Source organism: Pararhizobium arenae (genome assembly GCF_001931685.1).
GTDB lineage: Bacteria > Pseudomonadota > Alphaproteobacteria > Rhizobiales > Rhizobiaceae > Pararhizobium > Pararhizobium arenae.
Genome location: NZ_MOOY01000003.1, coordinates 205,601 through 223,908 on the forward strand (window position 1 = coordinate 205,601; position 18,308 = coordinate 223,908).

An 18,308-nucleotide genomic window follows, 5' to 3' on the forward strand; every position below is an offset into this window, starting at 1 on the left:
GGAGAATCCGGGAAACTTCGAAAAGCCACAACACTGGGCAACTTTCGCCACAATCGGGAGGCAACCATGCGACCAACAAAATTCAAGGAATCATTCAAGAGGGTAACCCGCATGAAGTTCGTGGTAGCGGCACTTATGGCCACGGCAAGCCTGCTTTCACCGCTTGGCGCATTCGCCGAGAGCGCAGACGTCGAGGCGACGATCACCTCGGTCGATACGCAGGGGCTCAGCCTTTCGCTCGACGACGGCAAGAGCTATCAGGCGCCGGAAGAGTTCAATTTCGATGGCCTGAAGGCCGGCGTGAAGGTTCTGGTTTTCTACACCGAAGTCGATGGCAAGCGCGTCATCAACGACCTCGAGATCGTTCAGTAAAGTTTCAGGGCTGGCTTACAGCCAGCCGATCTTTCCATTTTCCATTTTCAGGATGCGGTCCTGCGGGATCGCGCCCATGGCAGCCTCCTCTGGCGTCATTTCTCCGCAAAGCTTGAAAAGGGTCCGGATCACGCCGCCGTGAGCAACGGCAACCGTGGGCGTCGTGATATCGGCAAGCCATGCGCCCACGCGCCATGACAGGATCTCGTAGCTTTCGGCATCCTGTCCCGGCGGGATGAAGTCCCACTTCGAAAGTTCGCGCTCGGCAACCCGTTCCGGCGCGATGCTTTCCAGTTCCTCCAGCGTATGTCCCTCCCAGTCGCCGAAGGACAGTTCCTTCAGACGGTCGTCCGTGCGATAGGCGAGGGGGGGGAGGCCCATCGCGGCGCGCATCCGTTCCATCGTTTCGCGCGTGCGACCGAGGGGGCTTGCCACGAAATCGTAGGTCGATGCCGATTGGCCCAAGAGTTCTGCAAGCTTTCGACCGTTGCCGCTCGCCTGCGCCCTCCCGGTGTCGTTCAGGGGAATATCCTTCTGTCCCTGCAGCCTGATCTGGGCGTTCCAGTCTGTCTGGCCGTGGCGGATCATGTAGATAAGCAAGGGATTGCTCCATGGATCGCAACAAGACAAAGGCCCCGCCTGTGTGAAGCGGGGCCTTTCGGGATGAGATCGAGCCTGTCAGTCCTTGACGACGCTGATGTCAGGCGCGTCGACCGCCTTCATGCCGACGACATGATAGCCGCTGTCGGCATGATGTGTTTCGCCGGTCACCGAGCGCGAAAGGTCGGACAGCATGTAAAGGCCGACATCGCCCACTTCTTCGATCGTGACGGTGCGACGCAGCGGCGCGTTGTATTCGTTCCACTTGAGAATGTAGCGGAAATCACCGATGCCGGAGGCTGCGAGCGTCTTGATCGGGCCGGCCGAGATCGCGTTGACGCGGATGTTCTTCGGGCCGAGATCGACGGCGAGATACTTGACGCTGGCTTCGAGTGCCGCCTTGGCAACGCCCATGACGTTGTAGTTCGGCATCACCTTCTCGGCACCGTAATAGGTCAGCGTCAGCATCGAGCCGCCGTCTGTCATCAGCTTTTCGGCGCGGCGCGCGACGGAGGTGAAGGAGTAGACCGAGATCTGCATCGTCTTGGCGAAGTTGTCAGGAGACGTGTCGACGTAACGTCCGGTCAGTTCGTCCTTGTCGGAAAAGCCGATGGCGTGAACGAGGAAATCGATCTTGCCCCACTTCTTTTCGAGATTGTCGAAGACTTCGTCGATGGTGGCTTCGTCGCTGACATCGCAGTGGCCGGCGAGGAAACCGTCGAGTTCGGCGACAAGCGGCTCAACACGCTTCTTGAGGGCATCGCCCTGGTAGGTGAAAGCGATTTCGCCGCCCTGGGCGTGAATGGCTTTGGCAATGCCCCATGCGATCGACCGGTTGTTGGCGACGCCCATGATAAGCCCGCGCTTACCCTTCATCAGACCTTGCGACATTTGAATGTCCCCATAATGCTCATGCGTTCCCCCGCAGTCGCGAGCGGAATTGCCGATAGATTGACGTGCCGGGAAACCGGGGGCGGCAATTCGCCGCGCCGGTTCCGAAATTCGAAGTCATCGCTATGGCATAGGCGTCCGGGTGGTTCAAGCGCGGCGCCCATCAGGAACTGTTAGTTCCCGTAATAATGGGTCAGCGTCCCCCGGCGATGTCACGGTTGCGTCACGAACCGCGTTTCCGGTTAAAGAACAAGACCGTCACGGCGCGCGCGCATCAGGTCGGTGATTTTCTCATCGGGTTTTTCCCAGAGCATGAGGCGCAGTTCGACCACCAGAGCGCCGCGTCCGCCTTCGGCATCCGGCAGGCCGTGGCCTTCGACGCGGATGGTCTGGTCGGACCCGGACCATGCGGGAACCGTCACGGTGGTCGCGCCCGTCGGGGTCTCGACCTTGGCTTCGCAGCCGAGCACGGCATCCTGGATGTTGATCGGCAAGGTCGTATGGAGATCGACGCCGTTTGGACGGAAGGTGTCGTCGGCGGCGATATGAACGTGAACGACGAGGTCACCCCGGATCATGCCGTTCAGGCGATAGCCCTGTTCCTTCAGCCGGATGACGCTTCCGTCGACGGTGCCGGGCGGCAGCGTGACCTTGAGCGTCTGCCCGTCGGGCAGCATCGCGGTCGCCTTCTCGCGGCGGAAGATGTCGGCAATCGTGACCGTTACCTCGCTGAAGATATCCGGCACCTTGTCCACCGGTTTTTGCGCACCGCGGATGCGGCGCACGATCGCCGAGACGAGTTCGGCGGCGGGGGCGGCGGCGCGTGGAAGAATGCCGAAGCGGACATTGCGGTCGTCGTTCTCCGCGGGAGCCTCGGATTTCTGGTCGGTCGCCTCCGCCGTCACGGACGGTTCAACCTTCGGCTCCGGCTTCGGCTCGGACTTTGCTTCGGGCTGCGGTTTCGCCGCAGGTTGCGGCTTTGCCTGCTGGCGGGTTTCGGCGCCGAATATGCGCGAGATCATCTCTTCTGCGGTTTCCGGATCGATGTCGCGCGGCGTCTCCTGCTTGCGCTTCATTTCCTCCATGCGGCGCAGATCGGCCTCGCGGCGCGCATTGTCGTAGCGGTTGCGCAGCTTCGGGTCTTTGAGAAGTTCATAGGCGCGACCGGCTTCGGCAAAGCGTGCGGCGGCATTCGGATCGTCGCGATTGTGGTCGGGATGCACAGCCTTGGCGACATTGCGCCATGCCGACTTTATCTCGTCGGCACCGGCATTTCGCCTCACACCCAAAACTGCATAGGGATCACGCATGCCCATCACCGCCCGTTTGGCCGCATCCCTCTGTGGGGCTGTCGGCTTTCGTTCAAATAGTGGAATGGATGATGAGAAGGAGGCGCTTAAATAAGGGTTAGCCGCGGCCGTTGCGGCGGCGCTTCGGGGCCGATTTGCCAGGCCGAATTGAAACTGTGGTTAACACGCAGTCAGCGTGTGAGGGGGCGGGCTGTGGCTCAGCTGCGCGGCCCGAAGCTGGTCAGCGTCCATTCGCCGTTTTGCATCAGGCACGTGTTGCCATCGAACTTGGCGATGCCTTGATAGGAATGGCGCGTGGTCGTGAAGCGGCGGCACGTGACGCCGTTGACCTGTTCCTCGTTGATGCTGCTGATCACGCCGGCACTGCCGGAATTGGAATTCGCCCACGGAATGGGGCCGAGGTCGGCGCGGCTGACATCGGCGGAAGAAACCGCATTCTGCACGGTCACCGCGTCGGAAAAGCTTTCATTGTTCTTCAGCGGAACCGAACCGGTGGAAACGCTTCGATCGACGTCGTTTGACGTAAGATCAAGGCCGGCACCCATGCAGCCGGTCAAGAAAATCCCCGCAGCGCATACCAGGGCAATCCCGCTCCGCCGGGATAAAGCCTTGGTGTCACTGATGCTGTTTGCTATGTCTTGCACGGCCTACCTGTCGAACTCGGGAGAGCCGAAGCGAACGGTGGGCGGACCTGATCGCGGCGACTCTGACATATTCACTGGCGGGCGGACATCCGGGGTTCTCTCCGCACCACAAATCACGGCATTGGAAGACAATATGAGCGAGACTGGGTTAACAACTGGTGACTTCACCGCCGAAAACGAGCCGTTTACGCTTTTCGGAAACTGGCTGAAGGAGGCGACAGCCAGCGAGATCAATGATCCCAACGGGGTAGCGCTGGCGACGGTGGACGAGAATGGATTGCCGAACGTACGGATGGTGTTGCTCAAGGATTTCGATGCCAGGGGATTCGTCTTCTACACGAATTTCGAGAGCCAGAAAGGCCGCGAAATTCTGGGCAGCATGAAGGCGGCCATGTGTTTTCACTGGAAATCGCTGCGGCGGCAGGTTCGCATCCGTGGCCCGGTCGAGATCGTGACGGACGAGGAAGCCGACGAATATTACAAGACACGGCCCCGTGGCAGCCGCATCGGCGCCTGGGCATCGAAACAGTCGCGACCGCTCGAAAGCCGCTTTGCGCTGGAAAAGGCGGTGGCCGAATATACCGCGCGCTACGCGATCGGCGAAATCCCGCGCCCCGGCCACTGGTCCGGCTTCCGCATCCGCCCGACCTCGATCGAATTCTGGAAGGACGGCGCGTTTCGCCTGCACGACCGCATCGAGTTTCGCCGCGCCGATCCGGAGGGGACTTGGGATAAGGTACGGATGTATCCGTAACCGCAAAGCTGAGTTTGCCGCATCACCCCCCTCTGCCCTGTCGGGCATCTCCCCCTCAAGGGGGGAGATCGGCTGAGGGTACCTCTCGCTTTTTCGCGAAGGCTGCAAGGGAAAAGAACGATCTCCCCCCTTGAGGGGGGAGATGTCACGAAGTGACAGAGGGGGTTATCGCACGGCACGCGGGTTGCCAGCCGTTCACCCCGTCCGCATCATCTTGAACGGAATACCCGATGCCAGTGCGCCGACATAGGCCGCTTTCTGGAAATGGCCGTTCAGCGAAATACGGGGCAGGGCGGTGCGCTCCTGCTCAGCCGAAAGTGTGCCCGGCTGGGTGGTGACCGCAACCGTCAGCCCGAGTTCGCGCGCCAGCAGGCGATCCCGCGCAGACACCGCCCAAGCGAATCCGTAAGGGTAGGCAAGCGTCTTCGGGCGGCGGCCGGTGATGTCTTCGATCGACGCAATCGAGCCGGCGAGCTCAGCCCGTGCCGTGTCGTCGGAGAGCCGAGCGAGCATGCGGTGGCTGACGGTGTGGACGCCAAGGGTCGCGAGCGGATTGGCAACGAGCTGCTTGAGCCCATCCGCATCCAGCGTCAGCTTTTCCGTGATCGCCAGCGGATCGATGCCTGCGGCGCGGGCAGCCGTATCGACGGCGGCGACGGCTTCGGCCTCGTCGCGTCCATTGACGAAATCGGCGAAACGGTCGAAAGCCGCCTGCTTCTTTGCGCCGGTCTCGATGAGCAGCGTTTCAAGGCCGTTGCCGAAATCGAAGTCGATCCTGTCCCGGGGTTCCAGAAGATCGGCCAGCGTTTCCCACCAGAGGCTGTGCGTCCGCTCGACAAAGCCCTTCGTCGCGAAAACCGTGAAGGGCACGCCATGGCGGGTAAACACCGGCGCGGCATGTTCGAGATTGTTGCGGTAGCCATCGTCCAACGTGAAGACAGCGACCGGGGCGGGATCGCTGGACGTGAGAGCCGCCGGCAGGTCGTCCAGCGCGACGAAACGGTAGCCCTCGCCCATCAGGGTCGAAATTGCCGTGTCAAGAAACTGCGGCGTCACTTCCAGATGCGCGTTCGGATCGAAGGTGCGAGGCTGTTTCGGGCGCACATGATGCAGGGTGAAGATCGCGCCGCGTCCGCGCGCGCCTTTCATGAGCCCGGCCATTTTCACGATGCGTGCGGTTTCAAGTCCGCCGGTGATCAATGTGCTTTTCACGAACCGTTTGAGCATGGAGCCCGGCCTTATCTCTGCGTGCCGTCATGGCGCCGCTTCAAAGGCCGGCAGGATAAGGGTTTCGTGTTAAGCCAAGTTGAATCGAAAAGGAAAAAGGCGGGCCGTTCGTCACGACCCGCCTTCTGTGTTGTTCGCCGTTTTGTTTATCGCGTCATATACAGCGATTCATCGTCCCGCTGGCGGCCGGCAATGGCTGCGGCGACACCGGCAACGAAGGCACCGATGAGAAGCGATACTGCCCCGATCAGAGCGATGGTCGCGCTGGTCTTGCGGGCGGTATCGGCGGCTTCCTGCGCCTTGACCTTCGCGTCTTCGATGCTCTGAAGAACGCTGTCGACACGGGCGGTGGCGTCGGCCTCCGAAAGACCGGTGCGGGCGGCGACGAGCTGACCAAGATAGGTCTTGTCGCCTTCCGACATTTCGCCGTTGGCAGCGCTGTTCACTAGAATACGCGAGACTTCAGCCGTTGCGTCGCCGGTAGAAGCGGCGTTCGCCGGCGTCCGCGGATCAGCGGGGCGCAGAAGCGAATCGACGAAGTAGCCGGTCAGCGCATTTCCCGACCCAGCGGTGTTGCCACCCTCGTCGCCGGAAGCGGCAGCGGTTGCGGCCGTGGCACCGGCAGCCAGCGTCGCGGTCTGTACGCCGGAGCCGATCGTCGAGATCGTGGAGGAAACGGCAGAGCCGAGAGCGCCTGCGACAAGCAGCGTCGCCACCGCCCAGGCCAGCAGGCCGTGCGCCGTATCGCGGAAGAACACTTCGTCCGTGTGGACACCAACCCACTTCGTGCGCAGACGGCCCGTGATGTAGCCGCCGAAAGCCGAAGACAGCCATTGTACCAGCACAAGCCAGACTGCCGTCGAGACCGCGAATGTCGTCGCGGTGACACCTTCACTGGACCAGGGAGAAATCATGGTGAGGCCTAGACCGGAGCCGACCAAAATCAGCACCGAAGTCAGCGCGGTGGCGGCAACCGCGCCTGCAAAAATCGCCCCCCAGCTGACAGCCGAGCGGGACGATTCTTCCGGAAGAACCGCAGTCGATGAAACAGGTATCGCCATCAATCACCTATCGGAAGAAGAGAGCGAGAAGGATGATAATGGGGATCGGAACCCCCAGCAGCCAAAGCAGAATTCCACGTCCCATGATGTCTCTCCTTTCGTGGTTCAATAGCGTCCCGATGCACTCGGGATCTGCCATTCAACTTTGCAGGAGAGCTTTGGTTCCGGCGCTAAGTGCCGAAACGACAAAGAATTAATGCGTGATTATGCCTTGGTGCCACCGACCGTCATGCCGTTCATGCGCAGATGCGGCTGGCCGACGCCGACCGGCACGCACTGGCCGGCCTTGCCGCAATTGCCCATGCCGTTGTCGAGCCTGCTGTCGTTGCCGATCATGGTGATGCGCTTCATCGCATCCGGCCCGTTGCCGATCAGCATCGCGCCCTTGACCGGTGCGCCGACCTTGCCGTTTTCGATGAGATAGGCCTCGGTGCAGCCGAAGACGAATTTGCCCGAGGTGATATCCACCTGTCCGCCGCCGAAGGAGACGGCATAGATGCCCTTCTTCACGGAGGAGATGATTTCTTCCGGGGTCTTGTCGCCGGAGAGCATATAGGTGTTGGTCATGCGCGGCATCGGCACATGGGCGTAGCCTTCACGTCGGCCGTTGCCGGTCGGCTTCATGCCCATCAGCCGGGCATTCTGCCGGTCTTGCATATAGCCGACGAGCTTGCCGTCATCGATCAGCACGTTATAGGCGGACGGCGTGCCTTCATCGTCGATGGTGAGCGAGCCGCGGCGGGATTCGATCGTGCCGTCATCGACGACAGTCACGCCCTTGGCGGCGACCTGCTCGCCCAGAAGCCCGGCGAAAGCGGAGGTCTTCTTGCGATTGAAGTCGCCTTCCAGCCCGTGGCCGACGGCTTCATGCAGCATCACGCCCGGCCAACCGGAGGAGAGCACCACGTCCATCGTGCCGGCCGGAGCCTCGATCGCTTCGAGATTGACGAGCGCCTGCCGCAAGGCCTCGTCCGCGCCACGCTGCCAGCTTTCCGTCAAAACGAAATCGCCGAAGCCGCGACGGCCACCGACACCGTAGGAGCCGGATTCCTGCCGGTCGCCGTCACCGACGATCACGGAGATATTAAGCCGCGTCATCGGGCGGATGTCGTGCATGCGCTCGCCATCGGCACGCAGGATATCGACAACCTGCCAGGACGCGGCGATGGATGCGCTCACCTGCCGCACCTTGGGGTCCTTGGCGCGCAGATAGGCGTCGATCTCGGTGAGCAGTGCCACCTTGGCTTCAAAGGTCGGCTCGCCGATCGGGTTTTCGTCGCCGTAAAGCTTGACGTTGGTGCGCTGCGGTGCTGCGGCGTAAGAGCCGGAATAGCCCCGGGTGACGGCGCCGACGGCATCGGCCGCGCGCTTCAGGGCGGCAACGGAAAGATCGCCGGCATGGGCGTAACCCACCGCTTCGCCGGCAACGGCGCGCAGGCCAAAACCCTGATCGGTGTTGAAGCTGCCGCCCTTCAGGCGGCCATTGTCGAAGGACAGCGCCTCCGACTGAATGTGCTCGATGAAAAGCTCGCCGTCATCCGCGCCATGGAGCGTATCGGCCAGCACCTTGCGCACCGCCGCCTCGTCGCTGTCGAACAGTTTGATGAGATCGGTGTTCATGGGGCTTGCTCCTGCATCTGGTGTTGCAGGTTATGTAGAGGCTCGCCCCTTCAAGGGCAAGCAGCGCGGCAAGTGCGAAACCTGCGTCAAGGCTTTCCGGTCACACGCTCGCGCACGCTCTCCAGAATTTCGTCTGAAAGGGTAGGGTCGTTGACGGCCCGCGACAGCACCAGCGCCCCGACAAAACTCGCGACATCGGCGACTGCGCGCGGGCGGTCAAGCTCGCCGTCATCCTCCGTCTGCCATTTTTCCATATGGGCGATGAGAACCTTGATATGCTCGGTTACCGGGCCGCGCTCTGCATCGGGCAGGCGTGCCAGTTCCGGCCCTAGAGCGGCGACCGTGCAGCCAGCTCCCGCTGCTTCACGATGCTGGGGGGAGAGGTAGGATTTCGCAAAGTCTGCCAGCGAACCGTTCAGCGCGTCGGTCTTCAGCATGTCCTGCATGGCGTGGGAAAGTGCCTGCTCGGCCAGATCGCTCTTGGATTTGAAGTGGCCGTAGAAGCCGCCATGGGTAAGCCCCGCGCCTTTCATCACGGCATCGACGCCGACCGCATGGATGCCGTTCTCCCGAAACAGCTTTGCCGCCGTATCGAGAATGCGCTGCCGGTTTTCCTTCGCCTGTTCCTTGCTCGGACGCATAATCGTCTCCTTCAAAAAATGCCTCTTGACAAAATATATGACGATCGTAATTTAAACACAATACATGACGATCGTCATTTAAATTTGAACTCAAGGCTGCGGCCCAGATTGAAGGATGAAGCACATGAGCATGCGTTACAAAGTTTTCGGCCGCACTGGCCTTCGCGTTTCCTCGCTGGCGCTGGGCACCGGCAATTTCGGCACAGGCTGGGGCTACGGCGCTGACCGCGAAACCGCGAAGCAGATTTTCGACGGCTACCGCGCCGCCGGTGGCAATTTCATCGATACGGCCGACCAGTACCAGTTCGGCCAGTCGGAAACGCTGACCGGCGAGTTCATCGCCAGTGACCGCGATGACATCGTGCTCGCCACCAAGTTCTCGCTGGGCGATGCTCCTACCAGCGGCCTGCAGCGCACCGGCAACAGCCGCAAGGCGATGATCCAGTCGGTCGAAGCCAGTCTCAAGCGTCTGAACACTGACCGCATCGACCTGCTCTGGGTGCATATGCCTGACGATGTCACCCCGATCGACGAAATCGCCCGTGGCCTCGACGATCTCGCTCGCTCCGGCAAGATCCTTTATGCCGGTCTCTCGGATTTCCCCGCCTGGCGGGTCGCCACCGCCGCCACGCTTGCCGACCTGCGCGGCTGGTCGCCGATCTCGGCGCTGCAGATCGAATACAGCCTCGTGGAGCGGACCGTCGAGCGCGAGCTGATCCCCATGGCCGATGCCTTCGGTCTCGGCACGGTCAGCTGGTCGCCGCTCGGTGGCGGTTTGCTGACGGGCAAGTATCGCAAGGGCGAGACGGGCAGGGCGCAAGGCCTCGGCGTCGTCATTCACGGCGAAAGCGATGCCCGCAAGACGGCGACGGTGGATGCGGTTCTGGCGATATCCGAAGAAACCGGCGTACCGGCCGGCCAGATCGCCATCGCCTGGGTGCTGGCCAAGGGCACGACCCTGCCGATCATCGGCCCACGCACCACGGCGCAACTGGATGATAATCTCGCCGCGCTCGATGTCCGCCTGACGGATGAACAAATCGCACGCCTCGATGCTGCCAGCGCTATTCCGCTCGGCTTCCCATATGATGTCGTCTCCGGCAGCCGTGGTCGTCTGGCGGGCGGCAAGGCGGATGTGATGGATTGGCCGGTTGCTGCGGTGAAGTAATTGAAGGGTAGCGAGAGCTTGCCGCTTGTCCCTTCTCCCTGCTTGCGGGGAGAAGGTGGCCGACAGGCCGGATGACGGGCTCAATATCGGCATTCTCGGAGGATGAGAGTTCGCCCCTCACCCTAACACTCTCCCCGCAAGCGGGGCGAGGGGACTAGAAGGTGCTGCCATCAAGGCAGCGCGTCATATCCTTCGCCGAACCCCTTGAGGTCGACCGGAATACCGATGCCTTCCTCCGGCGACTGGAAGACGATGAAGGTCGCCGTAGCGCCCGAGCGGAAGGTCTTCAGGAGTTCGTCTTCCAGCACGACCTCGGCATAACAGCCGTCATTGAAGCAGCGCACGAAATAGGCGCGGCCGATATCCTTGCCATCGACATTGAGGCCAAGGCCGTTCGGCAGCAGAACGCCGAGCGGCGCCAGCACGCGCAGGATCTTCGCCTTGCGGTCGGCGGTCTTCAGCACAACGACCGACAAGCCCACTTCCGGACGGTCCTCGGCGATCACGTTCTGCATCAGCGCGCATTGTTCGGCCGAAGCGCCCGCCGGCTGGTCGCAGACGATCGACCAGGCGCCGTGGTTGGATTTTACCGTGCCGGGGGTGTTTGGCTGCTGGGCCTGGGCGAATGCCGAAAGGGGCAGGACGGTTGCGGCAAGTCCGATGGCTGCTAGCCGCGAAAGGAGGGACAGGCCCATGTAAACCTCGAAGTACGAATCATCCGGGCTATTCTTGAAGCGCGTCCGCGCAAATGAAAAGCCCTTGCCCCCACATTCACCAGCCGTGCGGCAGAAAAGCGGCGGAAGATGCTGTGTTCGCGTGTCTTTCCACACTCTGGCGCCGTCACGAAGCTGCTGCTCACTTTATTCTATGGTATAGAACCAAATATCGGGTCTGGCGCATGGCTTTGGGGAGGTTGCCGACAAGGCTGCGCTGTGGCCGGAACGCCATGCCGGCAAGTCCTTGTGCGAAAAGCAAGCTTTTGCGCAAAAATGCCGCATGGAGGTGAATGGACAGATGTTGCGGCGTTGGTCAAACTGTGGTTTGAAGCGCTTCAGTATCGCAGGATTCTGCGTTTCTGTTTGATCGAGATCAAACGCCCAGGGGAGACATATTGTGAAAAACAAGGCTTTTGCAGCTCTGGCAACCACTGCCTGTCTGCTGTTTGCCACCAACGCCTTGGCTGACAAGCCGGTTGCATGGCAAACGAATTTCCAACCTGCCGCCACCGGTATCATGGAAGAAATTACGTGGTTCGAGCATTATACGCTCTGGTTCATCATACCGATCACGCTTTTCGTCCTCGCTCTTCTGATCGTCGTGGTCGTGAAGTTCCGCGAAAGCGCCAATCCGGTTCCGTCCAAGACCAGCCACAACACGGCGATCGAAATCGTCTGGACGCTTGGCCCGGTGGTTATTCTCCTCTTCCTGGCAATTCCCTCGTTCCAGCTTTTGACGGCGCAGCTCACCCCGCCGGAAAATCCTGATCTCACCCTGAAGGCAACGGGCAACCAGTGGTACTGGTCCTACGAATATGAAGTCGGCGAAAGCCCGCTTTCCTTCGACAGCCTGATGATGAAGGAAGAAGACCGTGCCGCCCTCGGCAAGGAAGACAAGACCGAATATCCGCGTCTTCTCGCCGTTGATAACGAAGTCGTCGTTCCCGTCGGCAAGACGGTTCGCGTTCTCGTGACCGCCGCAGACGTCATTCACGCTTTCGCCATGCCGGCTTTCGGCGTGAAGATCGACGCCGTTCCGGGTCGCCTCAACGAAACCTGGTTCAGGGCAGAGCGCGAAGGTCTCTACTACGGCCAGTGTTCCGAGCTCTGCGGCAAGGATCATGCCTATATGCCGATTGCCATCCGTGTGGTCAGCGAAGACAAGTACAATACCTGGCTCGCTGCCGCCGCCACCAACATTGGTGATGCGAACAAGGCACTCATGGCTTCCATCGACGGCGCGGCCAAGACCGTAGACGTCGCTGAAAACGCCGCACAGTAATTTAACGGGGAGCTCGAGACCCATGGCCGGAACATCCGCGCATCACGATCATCATCATGATCATGCAGATCATGATCATCACGACGACCACGCCCACAAGCCGCTGACCTTCTTTCAGCGCTGGTTTCTGTCGACCAACCACAAGGACATCGGCACGCTCTACCTGATCTTCGCGATCATCGCCGGCATCATCGGCGGTACGCTGTCGGTCTTCATGCGCGCCGAGCTGCAGGAACCGGGCATCCAGATCTTCCACGGTCTGGCCCAGATGGTTTACGGCTTCGAGGGCGATGCTGCCATCGATGGCGGCAAGCATATGTTCAACGTCTTCACGACCGCGCACGCGCTCATCATGATCTTCTTCATGGTCATGCCGGCGCTGATCGGCGGCTTCGCCAACTGGATGGTCCCGATCATGATCGGCGCGCCGGACATGGCGTTCCCGCGCATGAACAACATCTCCTTCTGGCTGATCGTCCCGGCCTTCCTGCTGGTTCTGCTTTCGATGTTCGTCGAAGGCCCGGCAGGTGCTTACGGCGCAGGCGGCGGCTGGACGATCTATCCGCCATTCTCGACGTCGGGCATGCCCGGGCCGGCCATGGATTTCGCGATCCTTGGCCTGCACATCGCAGGTGCCTCGTCGATCCTCGGCGCGATCAACTTCATCACCACCATCCTCAACATGCGCGCTCCGGGCATGACGCTGCACAAGATGCCGCTCTTTGCTTGGTCGGTGCTGATCACCGCCTTCCTGCTTCTGCTCTCGCTGCCGGTTCTGGCGGGTGCGATCACCATGCTTCTGACCGACCGTAACTTCGGCACGTCGTTCTTCGCGCCGGAAGGCGGCGGCGATCCGATCCTGTTCCAGCACCTGTTCTGGTTCTTCGGTCACCCGGAAGTGTACATCCTGATCCTGCCCGGCTTCGGCATCGTCAGCCACATCGTTTCCACCTTCTCGCGCAAGCCGATCTTCGGCTACCTCGGCATGGCCTACGCCATGGTCGCGATCGGCGCCGTCGGCTTCATCGTGTGGGCGCACCACATGTACACGGTCGGCATGTCGCTCGACACGCAGCGCTACTTCGTCTTCGCGACGATGGTTATCGCTGTTCCGACAGGCGTGAAGATCTTCTCGTGGATCGCAACGATGTGGGGCGGCTCCATTCGCTTCACCACCCCGATGGTCTGGGCGATCGGCTTCATCTTCCTGTTCACCGTCGGCGGCGTCACGGGCGTCCAGCTCGCCAACGCCGGCCTCGACCGCGCCCTTCATGACACCTACTACGTGGTTGCTCACTTCCACTACGTTCTGTCGCTCGGCGCCGTCTTCGCGATCTTCGCGGCCTGGTACTACTGGTTCCCGAAGATGAGCGGCTACATGTACTCCGAGTTCATCGGCAAGCTGCACTTCTGGGTCATGTTCATCGGCGTCAACCTGGTGTTCTTCCCGCAGCACTTCCTCGGCCTCGCCGGCATGCCGCGCCGCTACATCGACTATCCGGATGCCTTTGCCGGCTGGAACTTCGTGTCCTCGATCGGTTCCTACATCTCGGCTGTCGCGGTTCTCATCTTCCTCTACGGCGTCTTCGAAGCCTTCGCCAAGAAGCGCATCGCCGGCGACAATCCGTGGGGCGAGGGTGCGACCACGCTGGAATGGCAGCTGACGTCGCCGCCGCCGTTCCACCAGTGGGAACAGCTGCCGCGCATCAAGTAATATGCTGATGGCTCAGGCCGCCGATGAAGGCGGCCTGATTTAACCTCGTGGGGCGCGGGCAATATGCCGCGCCGTCATCCTCGGGCTTGTCCCGAGGATCTGCGGTATAACTGCAGGGGTGAAGCAGATCCTCGGGACAAGCCCGAGGATGACGGAGCAGAGGCGTTGAAACGAAGCGCCTCGAAATTAAGAGTACGGAAACGACATGGCACTCGTCGACAATCACGAAGCAATCGGAGCCAATGGCGTACCGCGCCTGTCGGAAGCCTCTGCGCGCGATTTCTTTGAGCTCCTGAAGCCGCGGGTAATGTCGCTGGTGGTCTTTACGGCGCTCGCCGGCATGGTGCTGGCGCCGGGACACATCCACCCCGTCATCGGCTTCATCGCGATCCTCTGTATCGCCGTGGGCGCCGGAGCCTCCGGCGCCCTGAACATGTGGTACGACGCCGATATCGACGCCGTCATGAGCCGCACCGCCAAGCGCCCGATCCCCGCCGGCAAGATCCTGCCGCAGGAGGCGCTCGCCTTCGGCCTGACGCTCTCGGCCTTCTCCGTCTGCATCCTCGGGGTTGTCGTCAACTGGCTGTCGGCCGGCCTGCTCGCCTTCACCATCTTCTTCTATGCCGTCATCTATACGATGTGGCTCAAGCGCTCGACCCCGCAGAACATCGTGATCGGTGGCGCGGCCGGCGCTTTCCCGCCCATGATCGGCTGGGCCTGCGTCACCGGCGGCGTCTCGATCGAAAGCATCGTGCTTTTCCTCATCACCTTCCTCTGGACGCCTGCCCATTTCTGGGCCTTGGCCCTGTTCAAGATGCGTGAATACGGCGCCGTCAACGTGCCGATGATGCCGAATGTCTGCGGCGAGGCGACCACCAAGAAGCAGATCGTCATCTACGCCGTGCTGACCGCCGTGATTGGTGTCGTGCCGACCGTGCTCGGCTTCGCCAGCCTCGTTTACGGCGCCTTTGCCGCCGCCCTCGGCCTCGGCTTCATCTGGTATTCGCTTCTCGTGCTGCGTATGCCCGATGGCGACGAGAAGATGGTGCCCGCCAAGAAGCTGTTTGCCTATTCGATCGTCTACCTGTTCGTGATCTTCTCGGCGCTGATGGCCGACCACCTCGTCACGACCCTGTGGCTGACTGCCGGAGGTGCCCTCTGATGGAACTCATGAAGCTCAATGACGCGCAGAAAAAATCCCGCCGCGGCCGCAACATCGCGCTCGCTGTCGTGCTTTTCTGTCTCGTGGCCCTCTTCTATGTCGTGACGCTGATTAAGGTCGGCAACGGCATGGTCAACTGATCGAGGTCGCCATGAGCAACGCATCAAGCCATAAGGGCAAGGAGAGGGCAAACGGCATCATTGTCGTGTCCTGCCTCGCCTTCGTCGCGGGCATGACCGGCATGGCCTATGCCGCCGTGCCGCTCTATGAGATGTTCTGCAAGGTCACCGGCTACAACGGCACCACCAAGCGCGTGGAACAGGCGTCGGAGGTGATCCTCGACAAGACGATCGAGGTGACCTTCGACAGCAACACCGCCTCCGATCTTCCCTGGGATTTCAAGCCGGTGCAGCGCTCCGTCAATCCCAAGATCGGCGAGACCCTGCAGGTGGAGTTCACTGCAAAGAACCTGTCGTCGAAGCCGACGACGGGGCAGGCGGTGTTCAACGTCACACCGATGCAGGCGGGCGCCTATTTCAACAAGGTCCAGTGTTTCTGCTTTACGGAGACGACGCTGCAGCCCGGCGAGGAAATGACCATGCCGGTCGTCTTCTTCGTCGATCCCGAGATTGCCAATGCGGTTGAGACCAAGGGTCTCAAGACATTGACGCTGTCCTACACCTTCTATGCCCGCGAGCCGTCCAAGCCGGTTGCCGCGGTCACGACGACGCCAGCGGACGCTGACAAAAAGCTTTGAAATATATGTGTTTCCGGCTAAGCCGGGGACGTGGAGAGAGAAAGACTTTCGGGGATTATCACATGGCCGATGCGCATCAGAAGAACCACGACTATCACATCATCGACCCCAGCCCATGGCCGCTTCTGGCATCCATCGGGGCTTTCGTCATGGCGTTCGGCGGCATCGCCTACATGCGCTATCTCTCCGGCGGCTCGCTGAAGCTGTTTGGCCTGGAAATGGCCAATCCGTGGATCATGTTCATCGGTCTGGCGATCGTGCTCTACACCATGTACGCCTGGTGGGCGGATACGGTGAAGGAAGCGCATGAGGGCCACCACACCCGCGTCGTCGCCCTGCATCTGCGCTACGGCATGATCATGTTCATCGCGTCGGAAGTGATGTTCTTCGTCGCCTGGTTCTGGGCCTTTTTCGATGCCAGCCTCTTTCCGGGCGAAGCCATCCAGGCTGCGCGTGTCGAGCATACCGGCGGGGTCTGGCCGCCGCAGGGTATCGAGGTTCTCGATCCGTGGCATCTGCCGCTCTACAACACGGTGATCCTGCTGCTCTCCGGCACCTGCGTCACCTGGGCGCACCACGCCCTCCTGCACAACGACCGCAAGGGCCTGATCAACGGCCTGACGCTGACGGTGGTGCTCGGCGTCCTGTTCTCCTTCGTTCAGGCCTACGAATACGCCCACGCGCCGTTCGCCTTCAAGGATTCGATCTACGGCGCCACCTTCTTCATGGCCACCGGCTTCCACGGTTTCCACGTCCTGGTCGGCACGATCTTCCTGCTCGTCTGCCTGATCCGCGCGCTGCGAGGTGATTTTACCCCCAAGCAGCACTTCGGCTTCGAAGCCGCCGCCTGGTACTGGCACTTCGTTGACGTCGTCTGGCTGTTCCTGTTCTTCTCGATCTACATCTGGGGAAGCTGGGGCGCCCCGATCGCCCACTGATCGCAGAGGCCATGATATCGAAAGGGCGGGTGCTTCGGCATCCGCCCTTTGTCGTTGAGGGATCGCGTGTCACGAGGGAATGGGCTAAGGACGTGCGGCATATCCCTTCTCCCCGCCTGTGGGGAGAAGGTGCCCGACAGGGCGGATGAGGGGCAAGGGCCACGGGGCAGTCTCAAGGATGACACTTTGCCCCTCACCCTAGCCCTCTCCCCGCAGGCGGGGAGAGCGGACGATCGAGGGCTTGGCTCGCCTTCGCACCACGAAACGAAACGGACAGAACGATGAACGAGGACAGCGCACATTTCCCCCCGGTGGATCCGGTGAAGTCTGGCCTTTCCGGCCATTGCCCGCGCTGCGGTCAGGGCAAGCTGTTCGATGGCTTCATCAAGCTGAAACCGTCCTGCGCCGCCTGCGGGCTGGACTACAGCTTTATCGATGCCGGTGATGGGCCCGTCGTCTTCGTCATCCTGATTGTCGGCTTCCTCGTCGTCGGTGCGGCGCTCTGGATGGAGGTCAACATCAACCCGCCGCTCTGGCTGCATTTCCTGCTCTGGATACCGCTCGCCTGCGGTTTGAGCCTCGTTCTGATGCGCATGCTGAAGGGGCTGCTCGTCAATCTGCAATACCGCAACAATGCGCGGCAGGGTGAAATCGATCGTGGCTGACAATATCGAGAAGAAGGGCAGGGGCCGCACTATTGCCTCCGCCGTCACAGTTCTTGTCGCGCTTGCAATCCTGCTCTCGCTCGGCACCTGGCAGATGGAGCGTCTCGCCTGGAAAGAGGGCCTGCTCGCAGCCATCGCCGAGCGCCGCGTGGCGCCTCCTCTGGATGTCGCCGAGATCGATCGCATGGTGAAGGCCGGCGAGGATGTCGATTATCGCGCCATGACCGCGACCGGCGTCTATGCCAACAACAAGGAACGCCATTTCTTCGCGACCTACGCGGGGCGCACCGGCTATTACGTCTATACCCCTCTCCAGCTTGCCGATGGCCGCTTGCTGCTGGTCAACCGCGGCTTCGTGCTCTTCGACAACAAGGAGCCGGAAACCCGGAAAGAAGGCCAGTTGACCGGCGAGCAGACCGTGCGCGGCCTTGCCCGGGCCGAACTTTTAGAAAAACCTTCCTGGGTTGTTCCAGATAATGATGTTGCCAAGAACATCTTTTACTGGAAGGATCATCACGCAATGGCAACGAGCGTCGGGCTTGACCCGGCAAAAGTCCTGCCGTTCTTCATGGATGCAGATGCGACGGCCAATCCCGGCGGTTGGCCAATCGGCGGTGTCACCCAGTTCGATCTGCCGAACAACCATCTGCAATATGCGGTGACATGGTATGGATTGGCCGCCGCGTTGGTCGCCATCAGTATCGCCTTCATGATTAAGCGCCGCCGTAAGTCGTAGGCACGGTAGATGACGCTTGCAAATTATGTGCGGTCGATGTCGGCCCCTCA

The 18,308-nt window shown here is 61.2% G+C and carries 20 protein-coding genes; 11 read left to right on the plus strand and 9 right to left on the minus strand.

The annotated features are described in order from the left end of the window. The first annotated feature begins 111 nt into the window (after positions 1-111). Entirely contained in the window at positions 112-372 is a 261-nt protein-coding gene (locus tag BLX89_RS07480) for a DUF1344 domain-containing protein (RefSeq protein WP_075290395.1), read from the plus strand. Between the two features lie 15 nt (positions 373-387). Here the strand turns inward: BLX89_RS07480 and BLX89_RS07485 are convergent, their stop codons facing one another. The 4 genes from BLX89_RS07485 to BLX89_RS07500 form a co-directional block, all read right to left on the minus strand. After that, complete coding sequence (locus BLX89_RS07485) at positions 388-972, minus strand: histidine phosphatase family protein (protein ID WP_075290040.1); 585 nt, start codon at positions 970-972, stop codon at positions 388-390. Between the two features lie 78 nt (positions 973-1,050). Beyond that, complete coding sequence (fabI, locus tag BLX89_RS07490) at positions 1,051-1,863, minus strand: enoyl-ACP reductase FabI (RefSeq protein WP_198935129.1); 813 nt, start codon at positions 1,861-1,863, stop codon at positions 1,051-1,053. A 242-nt stretch (positions 1,864-2,105) separates the two neighbouring features. Continuing rightward, positions 2,106-3,173: a DnaJ C-terminal domain-containing protein gene (locus BLX89_RS07495; RefSeq protein ID WP_075290397.1), complete on the minus strand. Its 1,068-nt coding sequence runs from the start codon at positions 3,171-3,173 to the stop codon at positions 2,106-2,108. A 197-nt stretch (positions 3,174-3,370) separates the two neighbouring features. Continuing rightward, the gene (locus BLX89_RS07500; protein ID WP_075290041.1) at positions 3,371-3,817 is read right to left on the minus strand and encodes an RT0821/Lpp0805 family surface protein; all 447 of its coding nucleotides are present in this window, start codon (positions 3,815-3,817) and stop codon (positions 3,371-3,373) included. Here BLX89_RS07500 and pdxH point away from each other — a divergent pair. Continuing rightward, the gene (gene pdxH / locus BLX89_RS07505; protein WP_083637397.1) at positions 3,807-4,571 is read left to right on the plus strand and encodes a pyridoxamine 5'-phosphate oxidase; all 765 of its coding nucleotides are present in this window, start codon (positions 3,807-3,809) and stop codon (positions 4,569-4,571) included. The two genes, BLX89_RS07500 and pdxH, sit on opposite strands and share 11 nt — an antisense overlap. Positions 4,572-4,766: 195 nt before the next feature. Here pdxH and BLX89_RS07510 read toward each other — a convergent pair whose 3' ends face one another. From BLX89_RS07510 to BLX89_RS07525, 4 genes are all read right to left on the minus strand, one after another. Continuing rightward, positions 4,767-5,798 carry a polysaccharide deacetylase family protein gene (locus BLX89_RS07510; protein ID WP_143523541.1) on the minus strand — a complete coding sequence of 344 codons (1,032 nt, stop codon included), beginning with the start codon at positions 5,796-5,798 and terminating at the stop codon, positions 4,767-4,769. Between the two features lie 146 nt (positions 5,799-5,944). Further along, positions 5,945-6,859 (minus strand): hypothetical protein, encoded by a 915-nt coding sequence (locus tag BLX89_RS07515; RefSeq protein ID WP_075290044.1) that lies wholly within the window; start codon positions 6,857-6,859, stop codon positions 5,945-5,947. A gap of 204 nt (positions 6,860-7,063) precedes the next feature. Continuing rightward, entirely contained in the window at positions 7,064-8,479 is a 1,416-nt protein-coding gene (tldD, locus tag BLX89_RS07520) for a metalloprotease TldD (RefSeq protein WP_075290045.1), read from the minus strand. An 86-nt stretch (positions 8,480-8,565) separates the two neighbouring features. Continuing rightward, a complete protein-coding gene (locus BLX89_RS07525; RefSeq protein WP_075290046.1) occupies positions 8,566-9,120 on the minus strand; it encodes a TetR/AcrR family transcriptional regulator in 555 nt (184 codons plus the stop codon). Positions 9,121-9,250: 130 nt separating this feature from the next. Here BLX89_RS07525 and BLX89_RS07530 point away from each other — a divergent pair, with 130 nt between their 5' ends. Next, the gene (locus BLX89_RS07530) at positions 9,251-10,288 is read left to right on the plus strand and encodes an aldo/keto reductase (RefSeq protein ID WP_075290398.1); all 1,038 of its coding nucleotides are present in this window, start codon (positions 9,251-9,253) and stop codon (positions 10,286-10,288) included. Positions 10,289-10,458: 170 nt separating this feature from the next. Here the strand turns inward: BLX89_RS07530 and BLX89_RS07535 are convergent, their stop codons facing one another. Continuing rightward, positions 10,459-10,983 (minus strand): invasion associated locus B family protein, encoded by a 525-nt coding sequence (locus tag BLX89_RS07535; RefSeq protein WP_075290399.1) that lies wholly within the window; start codon positions 10,981-10,983, stop codon positions 10,459-10,461. 418 nt (positions 10,984-11,401) lie between these two features. Between BLX89_RS07535 and coxB the strand changes: the two genes are divergently transcribed. The 8 genes from coxB to BLX89_RS07570 all read left to right on the plus strand — a co-directional run bounded on the left by coxB (position 11,402) and on the right by BLX89_RS07570 (position 18,258). Beyond that, complete coding sequence (coxB, locus tag BLX89_RS07540) at positions 11,402-12,286, plus strand: cytochrome c oxidase subunit II (protein ID WP_075290047.1); 885 nt, start codon at positions 11,402-11,404, stop codon at positions 12,284-12,286. A 22-nt stretch (positions 12,287-12,308) separates the two neighbouring features. Further along, positions 12,309-14,000 carry a cytochrome c oxidase subunit I gene (ctaD, locus tag BLX89_RS07545; RefSeq protein ID WP_075290048.1) on the plus strand — a complete coding sequence of 564 codons (1,692 nt, stop codon included), beginning with the start codon at positions 12,309-12,311 and terminating at the stop codon, positions 13,998-14,000. A gap of 205 nt (positions 14,001-14,205) precedes the next feature. After that, positions 14,206-15,162 (plus strand): heme o synthase, encoded by a 957-nt coding sequence (locus BLX89_RS07550; RefSeq protein ID WP_075290049.1) that lies wholly within the window; start codon positions 14,206-14,208, stop codon positions 15,160-15,162. Beyond that, positions 15,162-15,302 carry a hypothetical protein gene (locus BLX89_RS24175; RefSeq protein ID WP_143523543.1) on the plus strand — a complete coding sequence of 47 codons (141 nt, stop codon included), beginning with the start codon at positions 15,162-15,164 and terminating at the stop codon, positions 15,300-15,302. Before BLX89_RS07550 ends, BLX89_RS24175 begins: the two co-directional genes overlap by 1 nt. 11 nt (positions 15,303-15,313) lie before the next feature. After that, positions 15,314-15,919: a cytochrome c oxidase assembly protein gene (locus tag BLX89_RS07555; RefSeq protein WP_075290050.1), complete on the plus strand. Its 606-nt coding sequence runs from the start codon at positions 15,314-15,316 to the stop codon at positions 15,917-15,919. A 62-nt stretch (positions 15,920-15,981) separates the two neighbouring features. After that, a complete protein-coding gene (locus BLX89_RS07560) occupies positions 15,982-16,857 on the plus strand; it encodes a cytochrome c oxidase subunit 3 (RefSeq protein ID WP_075290051.1) in 876 nt (291 codons plus the stop codon). 281 nt (positions 16,858-17,138) lie between these two features. After that, positions 17,139-17,522, plus strand: a complete 384-nt coding sequence (locus BLX89_RS07565) for a DUF983 domain-containing protein (protein ID WP_075290052.1) — start codon at positions 17,139-17,141, stop codon at positions 17,520-17,522. After that, a complete protein-coding gene (locus BLX89_RS07570) occupies positions 17,491-18,258 on the plus strand; it encodes an SURF1 family protein (protein ID WP_075290053.1) in 768 nt (255 codons plus the stop codon). The genes BLX89_RS07565 and BLX89_RS07570 overlap by 32 nt, the downstream gene beginning before the upstream one ends. Positions 18,259-18,308 lie beyond the last annotated feature (50 nt).